The sequence below is a fragment of the Virgifigura deserti genome, assembly GCA_003576685.1.
GTDB classification, from domain to species: domain Bacteria; phylum Pseudomonadota; class Alphaproteobacteria; order Dongiales; family Dongiaceae; genus Virgifigura; species Virgifigura deserti.
In genome coordinates, this window is the sequence record QOZR01000002.1 from 86,999 (window position 1) to 104,966 (window position 17,968).

Below are 17,968 nucleotides of genomic sequence, written 5' to 3' on the forward strand. Positions count from 1 at the left end.
CGTTCATTCAATTCGGCGCCAACGGCGACGCTCGCGCCCGGCTCCTGTGACGTCGCTCCAGGTCCAGCCCTGCGCTTCTACCAGTTCGAGGATCTGACGGCGTCGGTCTCGACTTTCACCGACACCGCCCTCGTCGAGATCGTCGATGACCGGGATTCCGGCCTGCCTGAGCGGACCGACGTCGGGGAGCGGTGGTTGTCGCGATTCCGATCCTGGTTTCGCCAGATACAGAGAGTCCAGGATCAGGTGGATAGCCCGACGCAGCGTCCTGAGCAACAGCGCTGGCGGGCGCTTCTCAGGGACGACACGAGCCAAGAGCAGAAGGAGGTCGTCGAGCATGGCGATTGCCGGACCGTTGGCCGTGCGCCAATCACTGCTGAAGAAGTAAGTGATGACCGGATACGCCAATTGCCGCTGAGAATAGGTCACCAACTCGGGCGCAAAGGTCGAGAGACGCTGGGTTAGCTGATCGAACCCCTGGTCATTCCAGCCGCAAATCGCGATACCCTCGGCCGACTCGCCCAAGCTGGTGATCTGCGCCGCCAGCGAGCGCTGTTGAACGACCGACGACAGCACGGAGAGCAGATAGGTTATCGAGAGCGTGACCTGAACGAGGCCGTTGATGGCCGCGCCCACGGTCGCGATCTGCGATAGACCGTCGCCGGGTCGATAATCCCCCACGCCCAGAGTCGAGAGAGTGAAGCCGGTGAAGTAGACCCGCGCCCAGAAATCGGCCGGCTGGCCCGTCTGGCTGTTAACGACGGACATTGGATCGGCAAGGAAAACCAGCGTCCATCCGAGCCACAAAAGAAGAGTCCACCCGCAGACAGTTGCCAGCAATATCGCCGGACCGACCAGCGTCAAGAACGCACTCGAGTTGCTTCGACGCGCGAGCCGCAAGGCCATTTGCCAGAGCCGGCGCGAAATCGTCCGGGTGATCGGGCCCGCCCCTGACGCCGTCAGCGTGGTCCAGACGAAATCCACCATCGTCCCGAGGATGATGGTAATGCCCAGGATCGGCCATATGGCATCCATATACGCCTACTCGACAATGCGCCGCCGACCACTACTCGATCAAATAGTGAGCACCGAAGACGTTCGTCAGCCCCATCCGAAACGGAACATCGGCGGTAACGAGTTGTTCAACTCACAGTTTTGGGAAGATGAACGGGAATCAGAGGGAGAGGATCATGTTCAAATTCATCGGCAAGAGCGTCCTGGTAATCTTTCTGATCGGGCTTGCCGTCGTCATCGGTCTGCTGATGTTGATCTTCTAGGGCACGATCCGATCAGCTGACGCAACCCGATCGGTGACTCGTCCTCTCCCCATATGATTGGAGACTGATCCGCAGGACGCTTCGACGGCCGACCCAGGTCCATCAGGGATAGCGGCAGCTGTCCGCCGTCACGTGAACGAAGCCCGACTCGCCAGCAAGCACGCTGAAGCGATATTCCGTGTCGTCAACGACGATCGAGTGATGCACCGGCAGAACGCCGGTCGCATTGGACGTTTCACCGCCGAGTTCGGTGAACCGCACATCCACGGGCTGCGCCGGATCGAAGCGCACCTCCATATTGCCGTTCTCATCGGTCGCGGACTGACCGGTCGCCGTGACGATGATCGACCCATCGGCGAAACTGACGGCGTCGTTGGCGCCGCTGTAGAACGGTGTCTGCACGATGAAGCGCTTGGTCATCGGCATGTTGTCGCAAGCATCCTCGTTCTTCGCGGAGCTGATGAGGAAAGCGAGGCGGCTCGGCTCGACCCCGGCGCGCAGCTTTTCGCGCGCGAGATCGAACAGCTTCTTCATCTCGCCGGCCGGCACATCCTGATCATAACGTTCTTGCCACTCGGCCAAATCCTGCCTGGCCGCCGCCATTGCCTGCTGCTGCCCGGCATTGGCCTGCTGCAGTCGGGCGATAGTATCGTTCAACTCGACGATCTCCTGCCTCAGCGCGGCGACCTCGCGCTCGACCAGAGCCGAGGCCGACAGATAGGCATAGACGCCAGCGGCGATAACGGCACCAAGTCCCACCGTCCATTTGAAGACGCCCAACCAGAGGCGGCGACGAGCGCGCGCTCTCCTTTCGTAAAGCCCGAGTGACATTCCGTCCGGCCTCTCCCGCTACTCGACGGTCCCCAAGACACTCTTAATGCCAAAGATCGACGGGAAGCGCCAACCGATTCGCGCGCCGACGGAGAGGCGGCGCAGCGTGGAGCGGGGTCAACGGAAAAGAAGGGGGAAAGCTTCGCTCAAAGGGGCGGCCCGGCGCAGGGCCGGGCCGCCTCCTGACAGGCCGACGAGGGCCGATCACTCGGTGGTTTGTATCTCCTCGCCCGTTTCCTCGAGAGCCTCGCCACTCTCTTCGACCGCGCCTTCGGTCGCCTCGCCGACATCGCTCGCCGGCTCCTCGATCACCTCGCCAACGTCTCCGGCCGGTTCTTCGACCGCTTCGCCGACATCAGTCTCGTCCTCGCAGGCGGCGAGCCCCGTCATGGCCAACAGAAAGACGCCCATGACCGAAAATTTGCGCAAGAACTCGCTATTCAACATCGCATCACTCCTTGTTGCCGGCGCCCACCGTCGGACGCTCTCGATATCAACGACTACCGATCCGATCCGATCCGCACCGAAGCCGCGGTCGACCCCGTGATCTTCGGCATCGCGCTCCGGCCTCCCGTCCCCCAGGATGCGATCGACCCATTCGTTGTAGAAACACGGGAAGCCCTCTATCTTCCGGCATTCCGGAATCGGATCGTCATAGGCCCAGACGATATCCTCATTTCGAGCCCCCGAAACGCTCGCCGATCACTCGCGGCCGATGCCGCGATCGCAAAGACATGAACTCCGGGGGACCGGATTTGATCCATGCGGATCGCGGGCCGCCGAAATGAAAAACGCCCCGGCGCCGGTCGGCGTCGGGGCGTTACAACGCGCCGATAGTCCGCTGACTAAGCACGCTCAGTCCGCGCCCTCGGGAATCAGGCCCTCCGACGGCATGGCGTCATTCGCCGGCCGCCGCATTCCTCCGAGCAGCGCTCCGAAGCTGACGGCGAGGCGGACCATCTCCGAGAACGGATAGGACGGATAGACCTCTTCAAAGGTTTTCGACATCGTCATGGCTATCTTCCCATAATGCTTGCATCGGCAGCATATGCTGCACTGCACACTATCGATATACGTTATATTTTAGGGTGTTAAACGCGCATTTTTTGCGCCGCGGCCATTCGCGCCCTGCATGGCTGGCTCCTCCGCAGAAAGGGAACGCCAAGACGCCATTCAGCAACAAAAAACGGCCGAAACGGCCGTTTTTATGGCGGTGGCCCTGCGGCGGTTCACCGCCGCAGGGGATCGGATCCGCGAGACCTGGCCTACTCGGCGGCGGCCGAGGCTGCGACCTTCTCGACCTTGGCAGCGCAGAACTTGAATTCGGGAATCTTCCCGAACGGATCGAGCGCCGGGTTGGTCAATAGGTTGGCAGCGGCCTCGGTATAGCAGAAGGGAATGAAGACCATGCCCGACGGCACATCGCGGTCGCTGCGCACCTTGAGCTCGATCGCGCCGCGACGGGTCGCCACGCGAACCTGCTCGCCCGGCCGGAGGTCGAGGCGGCTGAGGTCCGACGGCGACATTGCCGCGACCGCCTCGGGCTCGATCGCATCGAGATTGCTGGCCCGCCGGGTCATCGCGCCGGTATGCCAATGCTCCAGCACCCGCCCGGTCGAGAGGACCATCGGGAAGCGATCGTCCGGCAGCTCGTCGGGCGGCACGATATCGGTCGGCACCAGCTTGCCGCGCCCGCTCTCGGTCGGGAAGCCGGCCGCGAAGATGATCTCGTTGCCGGGCTTGTCCTCGGCGTCGCAGGGATAGGTGACCGCACCTTCGCGCTCCAGCCGCTCCCAGGTGATGTTGTCGAGCGACGGCATGAGCGACGCCATCTCGGCATAGACATCGCGCGGATGGGTATAGGTCCAGTCGAGGCCGAGGCGCCGGGCGATCTCCTGAATGATCCACCAGTCCTGGCGCGCGTCTCCCGGCGGCTGCAGCGCCTGCCGACCCATCTGGACCCGGCGATCGGTGTTGGTGAAGGTACCGTCCTTCTCCGGGAAGGCCGAGGCCGGCAGCACGACGTCGGCATGCCAGGCCGTCTCCGTCAGGAAGATGTCCTGCACTACCAGATGCTCGAGATGGGCGAGCGCGCCGCGCGCATGCTGCAGGTCGGGATCGGACATGGCCGGGTTCTCGCCCTCGATATACATGCCCTTGATCCGGTCATTGTGGACGGCGGTCATGATCTCGACCACCGTCAGGCCGTTCTTGGGGTCGAGCTTGGTACCCCAGGCCTGCTCGAAATGCTCGCGGATCGCGTCCTTCTGGACCGCCTGATAGTCGGGATAGACCATCGGGATCAGCCCGGCGTCCGAGGCGCCCTGCACGTTGTTCTGGCCGCGCAGCGGATGGAGGCCGGTGCCCGGCCGCCCGACCTGGCCGGTCAGCAGCGCTAGGCTGATCAGGCAGCGGGCATTGTCGGTCCCGTGGATATGCTGGGAGATGCCCATGCCCCAGAAGATGATCGAGGCTTTCGCCGTGGCATAGAGCCGCGCCACCGTCCGCAGCGTGCCGGCGTCGATGCCGCAGACCGGCGCCATCGCCTCGGGCGAGAACTTCGCGACCTTCGCCTTCAGCTCGGCGAACCCTTCGGTGAAGCCGTCGACATATTGCTGGTCGTGCAGCCCCTCCTCAAGGATCGTGTGGATCATCGCGTTCAGCATCGGCACGTCGTTGCCGGGCTTGAACTGCAGCATGTGGGTGGCGTGCCGGCTGAGCGCCGAACCGCGCGGGTCCATCACGATCAGCTTCGCACCCTTCTTGGCCGCGTTCTTGATGAAGGTGGCAGCGACCGGATGATTGACCGTCGGATTGGCGCCGATCACGATGATCACCTCGGCGTCGAGCGCCGCGCTGAACGGCGCGGTTACCGCGCCGGAACCGATCGTCTCCATCAGCGCCGCAACCGAGGAGGCGTGGCAGAGCCGCGTGCAGTGGTCGACATTGTTCGTGCCGAAGCCCGTCCGCACGAGCTTCTGGAAGAGATAGGCCTCCTCGTTCGACCCCTTGGCCGAGCCGAAGCCGGCCAGGGCCGAGCCACCGTCGCGGTCGCGGATGCGCCTCAAGCCCGACGCGGCGAACTCGAGCGCTTCCTCCCAGCTCGCCTCGCGGAAATGGGTCCAGGGATTCTTGGGATCGACCTGGTCATTCGCGTTCTTCGGCACGCCCTCCTTGCGGATCAGCGGCACGGTGAGGCGGTCCGAGTGGTGGATGTAGTCGAAGCCGAACCGGCCCTTCACGCACATCCGGCTGTGGTTCGCCGGCCCGTTGCGGCCATCAACATAGAGTAGCTTCTCGTCCTTGATGTTGAAGGTGAGCTGGCAGCCGACGCCGCAATAGGGGCAGACGCTGTCGACCTTTCGGTCGGCATATTCGGTCCGCACCTGCTGCTTATCGAGCAGGTTGGCCGGCATCAGCGCGCCGGTCGGGCAGGCCTGCACGCACTCGCCGCAGGCGACGCAGGTGCTGTTGCCCATCGGGTCGTCGAAGTCGAAGACGATCTTCTCGCCATGGCCGCGCCCGGCCATGCCGATCACGTCGTTGACCTGGACCTCGCGGCAGGCGCGCACGCAGAGATTGCAGTGGATGCAAGCGTCGAGATTGACGGCCATCGCCGCGTGGCTGAGGTCCGGCGCCGGCTGCCCGTCGCCGGCACGGCCGCGCGACGGAAACCGGCTCTCGGTCAAGTCGACCGCGTCGGTCCAGCGCCAGAACTCGGATTCGGGATCGCGCGCCACTTCCTTGGCGGGCTGATCGGCGAGCAGCATCTCAATGACCATGCGGCGCGCCGTCTTCGAGCGCTCGTTGTCGGTGGTCACCTCCATGCCGGCCGTCGGCTTGCGGATGCAGGACGCTGCCAGCACCCGCTCGCCCTTCACCTCGACCATGCAGGCGCGGCAATTGCCGTCGGCCCGGTAGTCCGGATAGGGCTGCCAGCAGAGATGGGGGATCTCGTTGCCCAGCCGATTCGCGACCTGCCAAATGGTTTCATCCGGCCCGGCGGTCACCTCACGGCCGTCGAGGATGAAGGAAATCCGATCGCTCATCGCAGGTCCTCTCGGAAGTGTTTCATGACCATCTTCAGCGGGTTGGGGGCCGCCTGGCCGAGACCGCAGATCGAGGCGTCGGTCATCGTCCGGGCCAGCTCGTCGAGCAGCGCCTCGTCCCACACCGGCTTCTCCATCAGCTTGACCGCCTTCTCGGTGCCGACGCGGCAGGGCGTGCACTGACCGCAGCTCTCGTCCTCGAAGAAGCGCATCAGGTTGAGGGCCGCCGCTTTCATATCGTCCTTGTCGGACAGGATCACAACCGCCGCGGAGCCGATGAAGCAGCCATGCTCCTCAAGCGTGCCGAAATCGAGCGGGATATCGCCCATCGAGGCCGGCAGGATCCCGCCCGAGGCGCCGCCGGGCAGATAGCCCTTGAAGGCGTGGCCTTCGGCCATGCCGCCGCAATATTCATCGATCAGCTCGCGCACGGTGATGCCGGCCGGGGCGAGCTTGACGCCCGGCTCCTTCACCCGGCCGGAGACGGAGAAGCTGCGCAGGCCCTTGCGCCCGTTGCGGCCGTGACCCTGGAACCATTCCGGGCCGCGCTCGACGATCTCGCGGACCCAATAGAGGGTCTCGACATTGTGGACCAGGGTCGGCCGTCCGAACACCCCGACCTGGGCGACGTAAGGCGGGCGATGCCGCGGCAAGCCGCGCTTGCCCTCGATGCTCTCGATCATCGCCGACTCTTCGCCGCAGATATAGGCGCCGGCGCCACGCCGCAGATGAATCGTCGTCGCGCCGTTGAGTCCCTCGGCCTCGATCTTGGCGATCTCGTCCAGAAGCACGGTTCGGACGGCCGGATACTCGTCGCGCAGATAGATATAGATGTCTGTCGCCTCGACGACCCAAGCGGCAACCAGCATGCCTTCCAGGAACCGGTGCGGGTTGGATTCGAGATAGACCCGGTCCTTGAACGTTCCGGGCTCGCCCTCGTCGGCGTTAACCGCCATCAGCCGCGGCCCTGCCTCCTGCCGCACGAAGCGCCATTTGCGACCCGACGGGAAGCCCGCGCCGCCGAGGCCGCGAAGGCCGGAATTCTCCATGACGCCGATCAGCTCGTCGGCGGTATGCCGCCCGGCTTGGCAGTCCTTCAGAAGCTTGTAGCCGCCCTCGGCCTTGTAGTCGGCCAGGCTTTCATAGGGCGGGATCTCGGGATGCGTATGCCCCTCGGCGGCCGCGCGGGCGACGCTCTCCACCGTCGCGTGATCGACGAAATTGTGGCCGACCTCGGCGACCGGCGCGCGCTCGCAGCGTCCGACGCAGGGCGCCCGAACGACGCGGACTCCGCCGTCCAGCTTCCCCTTCAGGGCCGCGAGAAGCTGCTGCGCGCCCATCATCTCGCAGGTCAGGCTGTCGCAGACCCGGATCGTCAGGGTGGGCGGCACCGTGTCGTCGTCGCGCATCACGTCGAAATGCGCGTAGAAAGTGGCGACCTCGTAAACCTCGGCCAGGGCCAGCTTCATCTCATGCGCGAGCGCGACCAGATGCGCCGCCGAGAGGCCGTTATAGCGGTCCTGGATCAGGTGCAGATGCTCGATCAGCAAATCGCGCCGGCGCGGGCGGTCGCCCAGCAGCGTCTGCACCTCGCGCAGCGCATCGGGATCGACCTGACGCCCCTTCGGATGGAGCTGGGTCTTGCGTCGCCCTGCACCGGGATGAATGAACTTCCGAACCTCTTCGGCCGCCCCGTTATGCCCCGAACCGTTATCTCTCGACACTGTCTACTCCGTCCAACTGCGCAGTCATTCTTTCCCACAACCGGGCACCTCTACAGCAGCGCCCACTAATGCACCAGGGCTTTCAGCACCGTCGTTCCGATGGTCGCGGCCGAGTCTGCAATGTGCACGCCCGCGCTCCGCAGCGCCTCGATTTTCTCGTCCGCGCCGCCCCTGCCCTCGGCATTCAGCGTGCCGGCATGGCCCATGCGCCGGCCCGCCGGCGCGTGGCGGCCGGCGACCAAGGCGATGACCGGCTTCTTCGGCTGCTCCGCCGCGAGGAAAGCCGCCGCCTCCTCCTCTCCGGTCCCGCCGATCTCGCCGATGAGGACGACGGCATCCGTGCCCGGATCGGCCAGGAACAGCGCCAGGCAGTCGACGAAGCTCATGCCCGACACCGGATCCCCGCCGATCCCGATCACCGTCGACTGGCCCAGCTTGGCGGCGGTGGTCTGCTCGACCGCCTCATAGGTCAGCGTGGCCGATCGGGAGACGATCCCGACCCGGCCGCGGCGATGGATCGACCCCGGCATGATGCCGATCTTGCAGGCGTCCGGCGTGATGATGCCGGGCGAGTTCGGACCGATCAGCCGCGTCTGCGAGTCTTCGAGCCGCCGCTTGACGCGAACCATGTCGAGCACCGGAATACGCTCGGTGACGCACACCACCAGCGGCAGGCCGGCGTCGATCGCCTCCAGGAGGGCGCTGGCCGCCGAGGGCGGCGGCACGAAGATCACGCTGGCGGTGGCGCCGGTCTCCTGCACCGCGGCGGCGACGGTATCGAACACCGGAAGGTAAAGATGCTTCGTTCCGCCCTTGCCGGGCGTGACGCCGCCGACGATCCGCGTACCGTAGGCGATCGCCTGCTCGGCGTGGAACGTCGCCTGGCGGCCGGTGAAGCCCTGGACGATCACCTTCGTGTCCGCATCGACCAGGATCGCCATCAGGCCGCCTCCTTCTTCGCCGCCTGGACCACCGCCTCCGCCGCATCGCCCATGTCGTCGGTGAAGACGGCGGCAAGCCCGGAGTTCTGGATCAGCTTGCGCCCGATATCCGCGTTGGTACCGGCGAAGCGGACAACGAGCGGCACCCGGAGGCTCACCTCCCGGGCGCCGGCGACCAGCGCCTCGGCGATCAGGTCGCAGCGCATGATGCCGCCGCCGAAGACATTGACGAGGATCGCCTTCAAATCGCCGCTCGCAAGCATCATCTTGAAGCCGTTGGCCACCTGCTGGCGCGTCGCCACCGGCCGGACATCCATGAAATTGGCGGGCCGTCCGCCATGCAGCCGGAGGATATCGAGCGTCGCCAGGGCAAGACCGGCGCCGCTGACGAGGCAGCCGATATTGCCGTCGAGCCCGACATAGTTGATCTCGTGGCGTGCGGCCTCGAGCTCCGACGGATCGGCCTCGTCGGCGTCGCGCAGTTCCTCCAGCTCCCGATGCCGGAACAGGGCGTGGTCGTCGAAGCTCATCCGCGCGTCGAGTGCGACGATGTCGCCATTTCGGGTGACCGCGAGCGGATTGATCTCGATCAGGCTGGCATCGAGGCGGACGAACGCATCATAGACTCCGGTGATCACATGCACCGCCGCCTCCGCTTGGCTGCCTTCGAGGCCGAGATCCGCCGCCAGCCGTTCCGCCTGGTCACGCGCCAATCCGACATCGGAATCGACCGCCGTCCGAATAACAGATCCCGAAGCCGCTCTCGCCATGTCCTCGATCCGCACGCCTCCTTCCGGGGCAGCCAAGATCGTCACACGGCAGGTCTTTCGATCGACCAGGACCGACAGATATAACTCGCGGGCGACATCGAAGCCCTCCTCGATATAGACGCGCCGCACCCGCTTACCCGCGGGGCCGGTCTGGTCGGTCACCAGCTTCGTTCCGAGCATCTCCATGGCCGCCGCCTTGGCGGCATCGATCGAATGCACAACTTTGACGCCGGCCGCCTTGCCGCGGCCGCCGGCATGGATCTGTGCCTTCACGACCCAAACCGGGCCGCCAAGCTCGCGCGCCAGAACCTCCGCTTCCAGCGGCGTATAGGCGACGCCGCCGCGCGGAACGGGGATGCCGTACTCCTTCAGGAGGCTCTTTGCCTGATACTCGTGAATGTTCATTCCGACGTCTCCCGAGCACCTGCGCTTCTGTCCCGCATTCAGTAAAGCAAGCCGTCTGGTATCCGAAAACAGGGTCCGAGGATATCCCGGAAGCGACGTCCTCGGCGGCCTCCTCGAAAAAACGCATTCTGGCGAATGCCTCCGGAGAGGGACTTCCGGGCGCAACGAGCTTGCGATCCAAATTCCGCCATCATCGCAAGCACGCTGGCATACTATATACCAGGCTGCATTGGTTGCCACCCCCCAAATCGATCGGCAGCGCGATCAATGGTATAGTGACGTCTCACCACCCGGATGACGGACGGCCGTCCGCTCCGCCTCGCTCGCTCCTCCGCGGCGCAGCGGCCCGGACGGCGCGCCGAAAAAACATCTGTACATTTTGATCGCGTTCCGGGTACCGTTTGGAGTGGTCCTGGTATCCAGTATACCACCACGCAGATTTCAAACAGGTGGAGGACATATCGGAGCACACGGCGCGATTTTCCAAACTTCGTTCAAAAACATTTCCAACAAACGATGAACGAAGCGATGATCGGATTGCCGACATTTCTTTAAACGCCACGCAAAACTTTAAGGGAGGAAGCGATGGCTAATATCGGAAGACTAGGCCTGGGCGTAGGACTCGGGCTGGCTATGGCGTCCGCGGCATCGACGAATGTTGCCGCGCAGGACTGGCAGCCACAGAAGCCCGTCGAATTCGTCATCATGGCGGGTGCAGGAGGCGGTGCCGACCAACTCGCCCGCCTCATTCAAAACATTATTCAAAAGAACGACTTCGCGAACGTCCCGTTCATCCCCATCAACAAGGGCGGCGGTTCGGGAGCTGAAGGCCTGCGCTATCTGGAGAGCAAGTCCGGCGATTGTCATACCATCATGGCGACGCTGAACAGCTTCTTCGCCACGCCGCTGCGGCAAGCGGACCTCGGTGTCGACCCGAGGACGTTCACGCCGATCGCGCAGCTCGCCCTGGATCCCTTTATCATCTGGGTCCAGGCGGATTCGGACGTCGAGACCCTCGACGACTGGGTGGCCGAAGTGAAGGAGGCCGGTTCGGACTATGTGGTCGGCGGCACCGGCACGGGCCAGGAGGATTCCCTGGTCTTCACGATGCTGCGGACGAGGCTCGACCTGCCCGAGTTCACCTATGTTCCCTTCGACGGCGGCGGCGACGTCGCGAAGAACCTGATCGGCGGGCATATCAACGCCAGCGTGAACAATCCGGCGGAGCAGCTAGGCTTCTATGAGGCCGGCATGTCCAAGCCGATCATGGCGATCGCGTCGGAGCGGCTTCCGGCCTATCCGGACACGCCTTCGGCGGCCGACGAGGGCATCGAGGATCTCGAATACTTCCAGTTCCGCTTCGTCGTCGGCCCGCCGGAGATGCCGGCGGAGTGCCAGCAGTTCTACATCGACACGTTCCGGAAGGTGCACGAGTCCGAGGAGTGGAAGAAGTACACCCAGGAGCAGGCCCTCGACCGCGTCTTCATGGCCGGCGACGAGCTCGGACAGTTCATCGACAAGCAGTACGACGTTCACGCCGAAATGCTGACGGCGATGGGCGAAAAGGTGACGAAGGCCGACTAATCGCGCCCGCAACATTAAGCTAGACGAAAAGATAAGACGGGGGAGACCGTTAGCATGCGAAGGGCAGAAATCATCACCGCCGCCATTCTGGCGATCTTCTCCGTCTTACTTATGATCAAGAGTGCGGAAGTCCCCATCGGCTGGAACTCAGCGAGGGGCGGCCCGTCCGCCGGAACCTTCCCGTTCTGGCTGTCGGGCGGGATGCTGCTGTCGAGCATCTGGATCTTCGTGCGCGGCCTGCGCGGCGTCACGCCGCAGTCGCGTTCGAGCGAGCCCTATATGGACCCCTTGACCCTGAAGCTGTTTGCGCTCACGGCGGGGTCACTCTTTTTGATGATTTTGGCAATTCATTTCGTCGGCATGTATGTGTCGATTCCGCTGTTTTTCATTTTTTACATGCGGTTCATGGGCCGACATTCCTGGATAACCACCGCGATTATCACGATCAGCGTTCCGATCTTCCTTTTCCTGTTCTTTGAAATCGCGCTGAAGATCACGCTTCCCAAGGGGATTACGGAGCCGCTGTTCTACCCCTTATACGCGCTCTTTTATTAAGAGCCTCCCGGTTTCTCCGGCACCGGAGAGTACGGGAGAAGTCGGACCAACGAGCACATAGTCTTCGGCCAGTGGCTGCTCGGCGAACGCAGCCGACCATAGCCGAAGACACGGGCACCAATAAGGTCTCTGCGGCACGTCTTGTCTGAGCGGCCGCGGAGTCCGGACAAACGAACGCAGGGACACATGGAAATTCTCGCCTCTCTCCTCGATGGGTTCTCCGTTTCGCTCCAGCCGCTGGCATTGACCATGATCGTGCTCGGCTGTGCGGGAGGCCTGGTCATCGGCGCACTGCCGGGCTTGGGATCGGTGAACGGCGTCGCCATCCTGCTGCCGGTTACCTTCCTGGTGCCGCCCAACGAGGCGATGATGTTCCTCGCCGCGATCTATTACGGCGCGATGTATGGCGGCTCCATCAGCTCCATCATGCTGGGCATTCCCGGCGCCTCGACCGCGGTTGCCACCACCTTTGACGGCCGCCCGCTGGCCCAGAAGGGACAGGCCGACAAGGCGCTGGTCGCTGCCGGGATCGGCTCGTTCGTCGGCGGCAGCGTTTCCATCGTCCTGTTCACGCTGTTCGCGCCGCCGCTGGCCCTGTTCGCGCTGAAGTTCGGCCCCGCCGAATCCTTCGCCCTGATGGCTTTAGCCTTCGCGACCTTCGTCGGACTGGGCGGCGATGACATTCCGAAGACGATCTTCTCGATCTGCATCGGGCTGGTATTCAGCGCCGTCGGCCTCGACCATGTCAGCGGCATGCCCCGCCTGATCTTCTTCGATATGTCCGGCTTCTATGCCGGGATCGGCTTCCTCGTGCTGGCAATCGGGATCTACGGCATCGGCGAGATCCTGTGGACGATCGAGACCAGCAAGGGCAAGGTCGAGATGTCGCAGGCCACGATCACCGCATCGCGCATCTTCGAAAACATAAAGCGGCTGAGACATTCCACCGGCGTGATGATGATGGGCTCGGTCATGGGCTATTTCGTCGGTATGCTTCCGGCGGCCGGCGCGACACCGGCTTCGCTGATGGCCTATGGCTTCGCCAAGAGCATGTCGCGCGACCCCGACAAGTTCGGCAAGGGCGAGGTCACGGGCGTCGTCGCGCCGGAAACCGCGAACAATGCCGCCAGCACCGGCGCCCTGCTGCCGATGATGACGCTGGGCATTCCCGGTTCGCCGACCACGGCGATCCTGCTCGGCGGCATGATCATCTGGGGCCTGCAGCCCGGCCCGATGCTGTTCATCCAGGAGCGGGACTTCGTCTGGGGCCTGATCTCGAGCCTTTATACGGCGAACCTGGTTACCGCCGTCCTGATGATATCCTGCATCCCGCTCTTCGTCTGGGTGCTGAAGATGCCCTTCACCATTCTGGCACCGATCATCTTCATGCTGTGCGTCGTCGGCGGCTTCGCGCCCACCAACGTGATGCACGATGTCTGGCTGATGTTCCTGTTCGGTGTCGGCGCCTATCTCCTGCGCAAGCTGGACTATCCCATGGCGCCTGCCGTGCTGGCGATCGTTCTCGGCCCGCTGGCGGAGAAGACCTTCCGGCAGGCCATGATCACTTCGCAGGGCGATTGGACGACGTTCTTCACGCGGCCGCTCTCGGCGATCTTCATGGCTTGCGCGGTGCTTCTGATCGTCTTCCCGCTCGTCCAGAACTGGCAGCGCAAGCGGCGGGCCGAGGCGAACGCGGCGGCCGAGTGAAGCAGGTCCGGAGACCGATCTAGCGGGTCAGCTTAGGGAGCCTCGAAACCCCTTAAAGGGTTTCGGGGCTCCCGCCAAAAAAGACCGCGGATGACTGTAACGGGGAGGCTTGCGTCTAGATCTGGCATATTGTATACCAAAGATCGAAGCGCGGTCTGCCGCCCCTGCCGCATTGGGCCGCGGGGGTTCTAGTGACCACGGAGGCTTCATGACGTCGCGACTTGTCGTAGAGCCCTTGGACGTAAATTACGTTCTCAAAGACAAGATCTACGACCGCCTGAAAGAGGCGATCACCTCCATGAACATCTATGCCGACCGCGAGGAGCCGCGGCTGGACGAGCGCCAGCTCTCGGCGATCCTGGGGGTCAGCCGAACGCCGATCCGCGAGGCGATCGCGCGGTTGGAGCAGGAGGGCTTTGTCCGGACGGCGCCGCGCAAAGGCGTTTTCGTCGTCCGCAAAACGAAGGCCGAAATCATCGAGATGATCACGGTTTGGGCGGCGCTGGAGAGCATGGCGGCACGGCTGATCACCTTGAATGCCAGCGATGAGGAGATCGCCACCCTGCGCCGGATGTTCACCACCTTCGGCGACGGAGAAGAGCAAGTCCAGGCGAAGATGGACGAGTATTCGGAGACGAACGTCTCCTTCCATCAAGCGATCTTGAAGATGAGCCGGTGCAACCTGCTGCATCAACTGGCTCAGAACCTGTTCATTCATATGCGTGCGATCCGGATGAAGACGATTTCGGAAGACAATCGGGCGAAGCGCTCGATCAAGGATCACATGCACATCATCGAGGCGTTGGAGGCCCGGGATACCGAGCTCGCCGAACGGCTTGCGCGCCAGCACACCTTGGATCTGGCGGAGCACGTCAGGACGCATATTCACGATTTGGATTGAGGCTAGGGGCACCGTCTGCCCGAAGGAGGAGAATCATGGCGGAAGCAGCGAAGAAAATTGAGACGACAGAACTTCCGGCCGAGAAGATTTCGGGCGGCCACTTGGTTGCGAAGGCCCTCAAGAACGAGGGCGTCGAGGTGATCTTCACGCTCTGCGGCGGCCATATCATCGACATCTATGACGGCTGTATCGACGAGGGCATCAAGATTATCGACGTGCGCCATGAGCAGGTCGCCGCCCACGCCGCCGACGGCTATGCGCGGATGACCGGGAAGCCCGGCTGCGCCGTGGTCACGGCCGGCCCGGGCACGACCGACGCCATGACCGGCGTCGCGAATGCGTTCCGCGCGGAAAGCCCGTTCCTGCTGATTGGCGGCCAGGGCTCGCTCAGCCAGCACAAAATGGGCTCGCTGCAGGACCTGCCGCATGTCGACATGATGCAGCCGGTCACCAAGTTCGCCGCCACCGTCCCGAGCACGGAGCGGATCGCCGACCTGGTCAGTATGGCCTTCCGGGAATGCTACAACGGCGCGCCGGGGCCCTCCTTCCTCGAGATCCCGCGCGATATTCTCGATGCTGAGGTTGACCTCAAGAAGGCGCGTATCCCAGCCGCCGGCCAATATCGGGCCTCCACACGCTCGGCCGGTGATCCGGACGACGTTCAGAAGCTGGCCGACATCCTGGTCAAGTCGGAGCGGCCCTGCGTGCTGCTCGGCAGCCAGGTCTGGACCTGCCGCGCGAGCGACGCGGCGCAAGAATTCGCCCGCAAGCTCAACATCCCCGCCTATATGAACGGCGCGGGACGCGGCACCCTGCCGCCGGGCGATCCGCATCACTTCAGCCGGACGCGCCGCTATGCCTTCGATAAGGCGGACGTGATCGTCATCGTCGGCACGCCCTTCGATTTCCGCATGGGCTATGGTAAGCGCCTGAGCACAAGCGCGACGGTGGTGCAGATCGATCTCGACTATCGCACCGTCGGCAAGAACCGAGACATCTCGCTCGGCATCGTCGGCGATGTCGGTCGCATCCTGCAGGCGGTAACCGACGCAGCGACCGGCCGCACCGACAACGGCGCGAAGAAGCGCGAGGCGTGGCTCGAGGAGCTGCGCGCCGGTGAGAAGGCTGGCGGCGAAAAGCTCGCCGCCATGTTCCACTCCGACTCCAAGCCGATCAACCCCTATCGCGTCGCCTGGGAGATCAATGAGTTCCTCACCGACGACACGATCTATATCGGCGACGGCGGCGACGTGGTGACGATCACCGCGCAGGCCGTGCAGCCGCGCCAGCCGGGCCACTGGATGGATCCGGGGCCGCTCGGCACGCTGGGCGTTGGCGTGCCCTTCGCGATGGCGGCGAAGTACGCCCATCCGGACAAGGAGGTGCTCGCCTACTTCGGCGACGGCGCCTTCGCGATGACCGGCTTCGACTTCGAGACCTGCGTGCGGTTCAACCTGCCCTTCCTGGGCGTCATCGGCAACAACTCGTCGATGAATCAGATCCGCTATGGGCAGATCGCCAAGTACGGCGCGAACCGGGGCGACATCGGCAACAAGCTCGGCGACGTTCCCTACAGCAAGTTCGCCCAGATGCTCGGCGGCCATGGCGAGGAGGTCTATGAGGCCAGCCAGATCCGCCCGGCCCTGGAGCGGGCGCGCGAGGCGGTGAAGTCCGGCAAGCCGGCGCTCGTCAATATCTGGGTCGACCCCGACGTCTACGCGCCGGGCACCATGAACCAGACGATGTACAAGTAAGCTGTTGCGAGGGGAGAGCCGCATCCCGGCTCTCCCCTTTGTTTTCGATCTCGTTTCTATTTGAGGACGTAGAAGACCATGGGAAAAGCCCTCGACGGAGTCCGCATCCTGGATATGACCCACGTCCAGTCGGGCCCCTCTGCCACGCAGATCCTCGCCTGGTTCGGCGCCGACGTCATCAAGGTGGAACTGCCCGGCCGGGGCGATATCACGCGTGAGCAGCTTCGTGACCTGCCGGATGTGGACAGCCTCTATTTCACGATGCTGAACTGCAACAAGCGCAGCATCACCATCAACACGAAGACCGAGCGGGGCAAGGAGATCTTCAGGAAGCTGGTGAAGACCTGCGACGTCCTCGTCGAGAACTTCGCCCCTGGCGCGCTAGCCCGCCAGGGCTTCGGCTGGGAGGTCATTCAGGAACTCAACCCGCGGATGATCTATGCCTCGATCAAGGGCTTCGGCCCTGGCCCCTATGTCGATTGCAAGGCCTATGAGAACGTCGCCCAGTGCATGGGCGGTTCATCCAGCACCACCGGGTTCGAGGACGGCCCGCCCACCGTCACCGGCGCGCAGATCGGCGATTCCGGAACCGGCATGCATTGTGTCGCCGGCATTCTCGCCGCGCTCCTTCAGCGAGAGAAGACGGGCCGCGGGCAGAAGGTCGAGGTGGCGATGCAGGATGCCGTGCTGAACCTCTGCCGGGTCAAGCTTCGGGATCAGCAGCGCCTCGCCCATGGCCCCTTGCGCGAGTATCCGAACAAGGAGTTCGGGGCCGCGGTGCCGCGGGCCGGCAACGCCTCGGGCGGTGGTCAGCCGGGCGCCGCGCTCCGTTGCAAGCCAGGCGGACCGAACGATTATGCCTATGTGATCATCCAGCCTCAGGGCTGGGCGCCGCTGATGAAGATCATCGGGCGCGAGGACCTGATCGAGCATCCCGACTATGCGACGCCGAAGGCGCGCCTCTCGCGCCTCGACGAATGCTTCGCGCTGGTCGAGCAGTGGACGCAGAAGCACACCAAGTTCGAGGTGATGAAGATCCTCAACGAGGTGGATGTCCCCTGCGGCCCGATCCTCGACATGAAGGATCTCATCGAGGACAAGTCCCTGCTCGAGCGCGGTACGGTCGTCGACGTGAAGCACCCGGAGCGCGGTGTCTTCAAGACGGTCGGCAATCCGATCAAGCTGTCCGACAATCAGGTCGAGGTCAGGAGTTCGCCCCTTCTCGGCGAGCATACCGACACGATCCTGAAGGAACTCGGCTACGGCGACGACGAGATTCATAACGCCCGCACCGAGGGTGCGATCTAAGGTCGTCGCCGAGACCCTCTCACCCAACCCTCTTCCCCTGAAGGGGGCGAGGGCTTCTCTTCCTCCCTCTCCCCGCTTGCGGGGAGAGGGGCGGAGTGAGGGGTGCGTCCCACTGCTCACAGATCAATAACTTCGGTCACACCGCTGACCGGAAGCGAACTT

The 17,968-nt window shown here is 63.9% G+C and carries 15 protein-coding genes and 1 pseudogene; 7 read left to right on the plus strand and 9 right to left on the minus strand.

Annotation, left to right across the window (positions count from 1 at the left end):
- Positions 1-3: 3 nt before the first annotated feature.
- On the minus strand, positions 4-987 hold the full coding sequence (locus tag DT069_RS03875; protein WP_162912967.1) for an ion channel: 984 nt from the start codon (positions 985-987) through the stop codon (positions 4-6).
- Between the two features lie 176 nt (positions 988-1,163).
- Between DT069_RS03875 and DT069_RS25150 the strand changes: the two genes are divergently transcribed.
- A complete protein-coding gene (locus DT069_RS25150; protein ID WP_483887789.1) occupies positions 1,164-1,277 on the plus strand; it encodes a small membrane protein YohP in 114 nt (37 codons plus the stop codon).
- Positions 1,278-1,379: 102 nt separating this feature from the next.
- On the opposite strand, the gene DT069_RS03880 is transcribed toward DT069_RS25150, so the two are convergent.
- From DT069_RS03880 to sucC, 8 genes and pseudogenes are all read right to left on the minus strand, one after another.
- The gene (locus tag DT069_RS03880; protein WP_162912968.1) at positions 1,380-2,108 is read right to left on the minus strand and encodes a hypothetical protein; all 729 of its coding nucleotides are present in this window, start codon (positions 2,106-2,108) and stop codon (positions 1,380-1,382) included.
- Positions 2,109-2,312: 204 nt separating this feature from the next.
- Complete coding sequence (locus DT069_RS24875; RefSeq protein WP_425449988.1) at positions 2,313-2,555, minus strand: hypothetical protein; 243 nt, start codon at positions 2,553-2,555, stop codon at positions 2,313-2,315.
- A gap of 162 nt (positions 2,556-2,717) precedes the next feature.
- Positions 2,718-2,792 (minus strand): annotated as a pseudogene (locus DT069_RS24880) (hypothetical protein); the annotation flags it as partial.
- Positions 2,793-2,963: 171 nt separating this feature from the next.
- A complete protein-coding gene (locus DT069_RS24535) occupies positions 2,964-3,122 on the minus strand; it encodes a hypothetical protein (RefSeq protein ID WP_162912969.1) in 159 nt (52 codons plus the stop codon).
- Positions 3,123-3,373: 251 nt separating this feature from the next.
- Positions 3,374-6,157, minus strand: a complete 2,784-nt coding sequence (gene fdhF, locus DT069_RS03890; RefSeq protein WP_119458973.1) for a formate dehydrogenase subunit alpha — start codon at positions 6,155-6,157, stop codon at positions 3,374-3,376.
- On the minus strand, positions 6,154-7,881 hold the full coding sequence (locus DT069_RS03895; protein ID WP_119458974.1) for an NADH-ubiquinone oxidoreductase-F iron-sulfur binding region domain-containing protein: 1,728 nt from the start codon (positions 7,879-7,881) through the stop codon (positions 6,154-6,156). The genes fdhF and DT069_RS03895 overlap by 4 nt, the downstream gene beginning before the upstream one ends.
- Before the next feature lie 65 nt (positions 7,882-7,946).
- Positions 7,947-8,822 (minus strand): succinate--CoA ligase subunit alpha, encoded by an 876-nt coding sequence (gene sucD / locus DT069_RS03900; RefSeq protein ID WP_119458975.1) that lies wholly within the window; start codon positions 8,820-8,822, stop codon positions 7,947-7,949.
- Complete coding sequence (sucC, locus tag DT069_RS03905) at positions 8,822-9,997, minus strand: ADP-forming succinate--CoA ligase subunit beta (protein WP_119458976.1); 1,176 nt, start codon at positions 9,995-9,997, stop codon at positions 8,822-8,824. Before sucC ends, sucD begins: the two co-directional genes overlap by 1 nt.
- A gap of 585 nt (positions 9,998-10,582) precedes the next feature.
- On the opposite strand from sucC, the gene DT069_RS03910 reads away from it, so the two are divergent.
- From DT069_RS03910 to frc, 6 genes are all read left to right on the plus strand, one after another.
- On the plus strand, positions 10,583-11,581 hold the full coding sequence (locus tag DT069_RS03910; protein WP_119458977.1) for a Bug family tripartite tricarboxylate transporter substrate binding protein: 999 nt from the start codon (positions 10,583-10,585) through the stop codon (positions 11,579-11,581).
- A 54-nt stretch (positions 11,582-11,635) separates the two neighbouring features.
- Positions 11,636-12,136, plus strand: a complete 501-nt coding sequence (locus tag DT069_RS03915; protein ID WP_119458978.1) for a tripartite tricarboxylate transporter TctB family protein — start codon at positions 11,636-11,638, stop codon at positions 12,134-12,136.
- A gap of 186 nt (positions 12,137-12,322) precedes the next feature.
- Positions 12,323-13,843 (plus strand): tripartite tricarboxylate transporter permease, encoded by a 1,521-nt coding sequence (locus DT069_RS03920; RefSeq protein WP_119458979.1) that lies wholly within the window; start codon positions 12,323-12,325, stop codon positions 13,841-13,843.
- Positions 13,844-14,051: 208 nt separating this feature from the next.
- Entirely contained in the window at positions 14,052-14,744 is a 693-nt protein-coding gene (locus tag DT069_RS03925; RefSeq protein WP_119458980.1) for a GntR family transcriptional regulator, read from the plus strand.
- A 35-nt stretch (positions 14,745-14,779) separates the two neighbouring features.
- Complete coding sequence (locus DT069_RS03930; RefSeq protein WP_119458981.1) at positions 14,780-16,498, plus strand: thiamine pyrophosphate-binding protein; 1,719 nt, start codon at positions 14,780-14,782, stop codon at positions 16,496-16,498.
- A gap of 78 nt (positions 16,499-16,576) precedes the next feature.
- Positions 16,577-17,806 (plus strand): formyl-CoA transferase, encoded by a 1,230-nt coding sequence (gene frc / locus DT069_RS03935; protein WP_119458982.1) that lies wholly within the window; start codon positions 16,577-16,579, stop codon positions 17,804-17,806.
- The last annotated feature ends 162 nt before the right edge of the window (positions 17,807-17,968 follow it).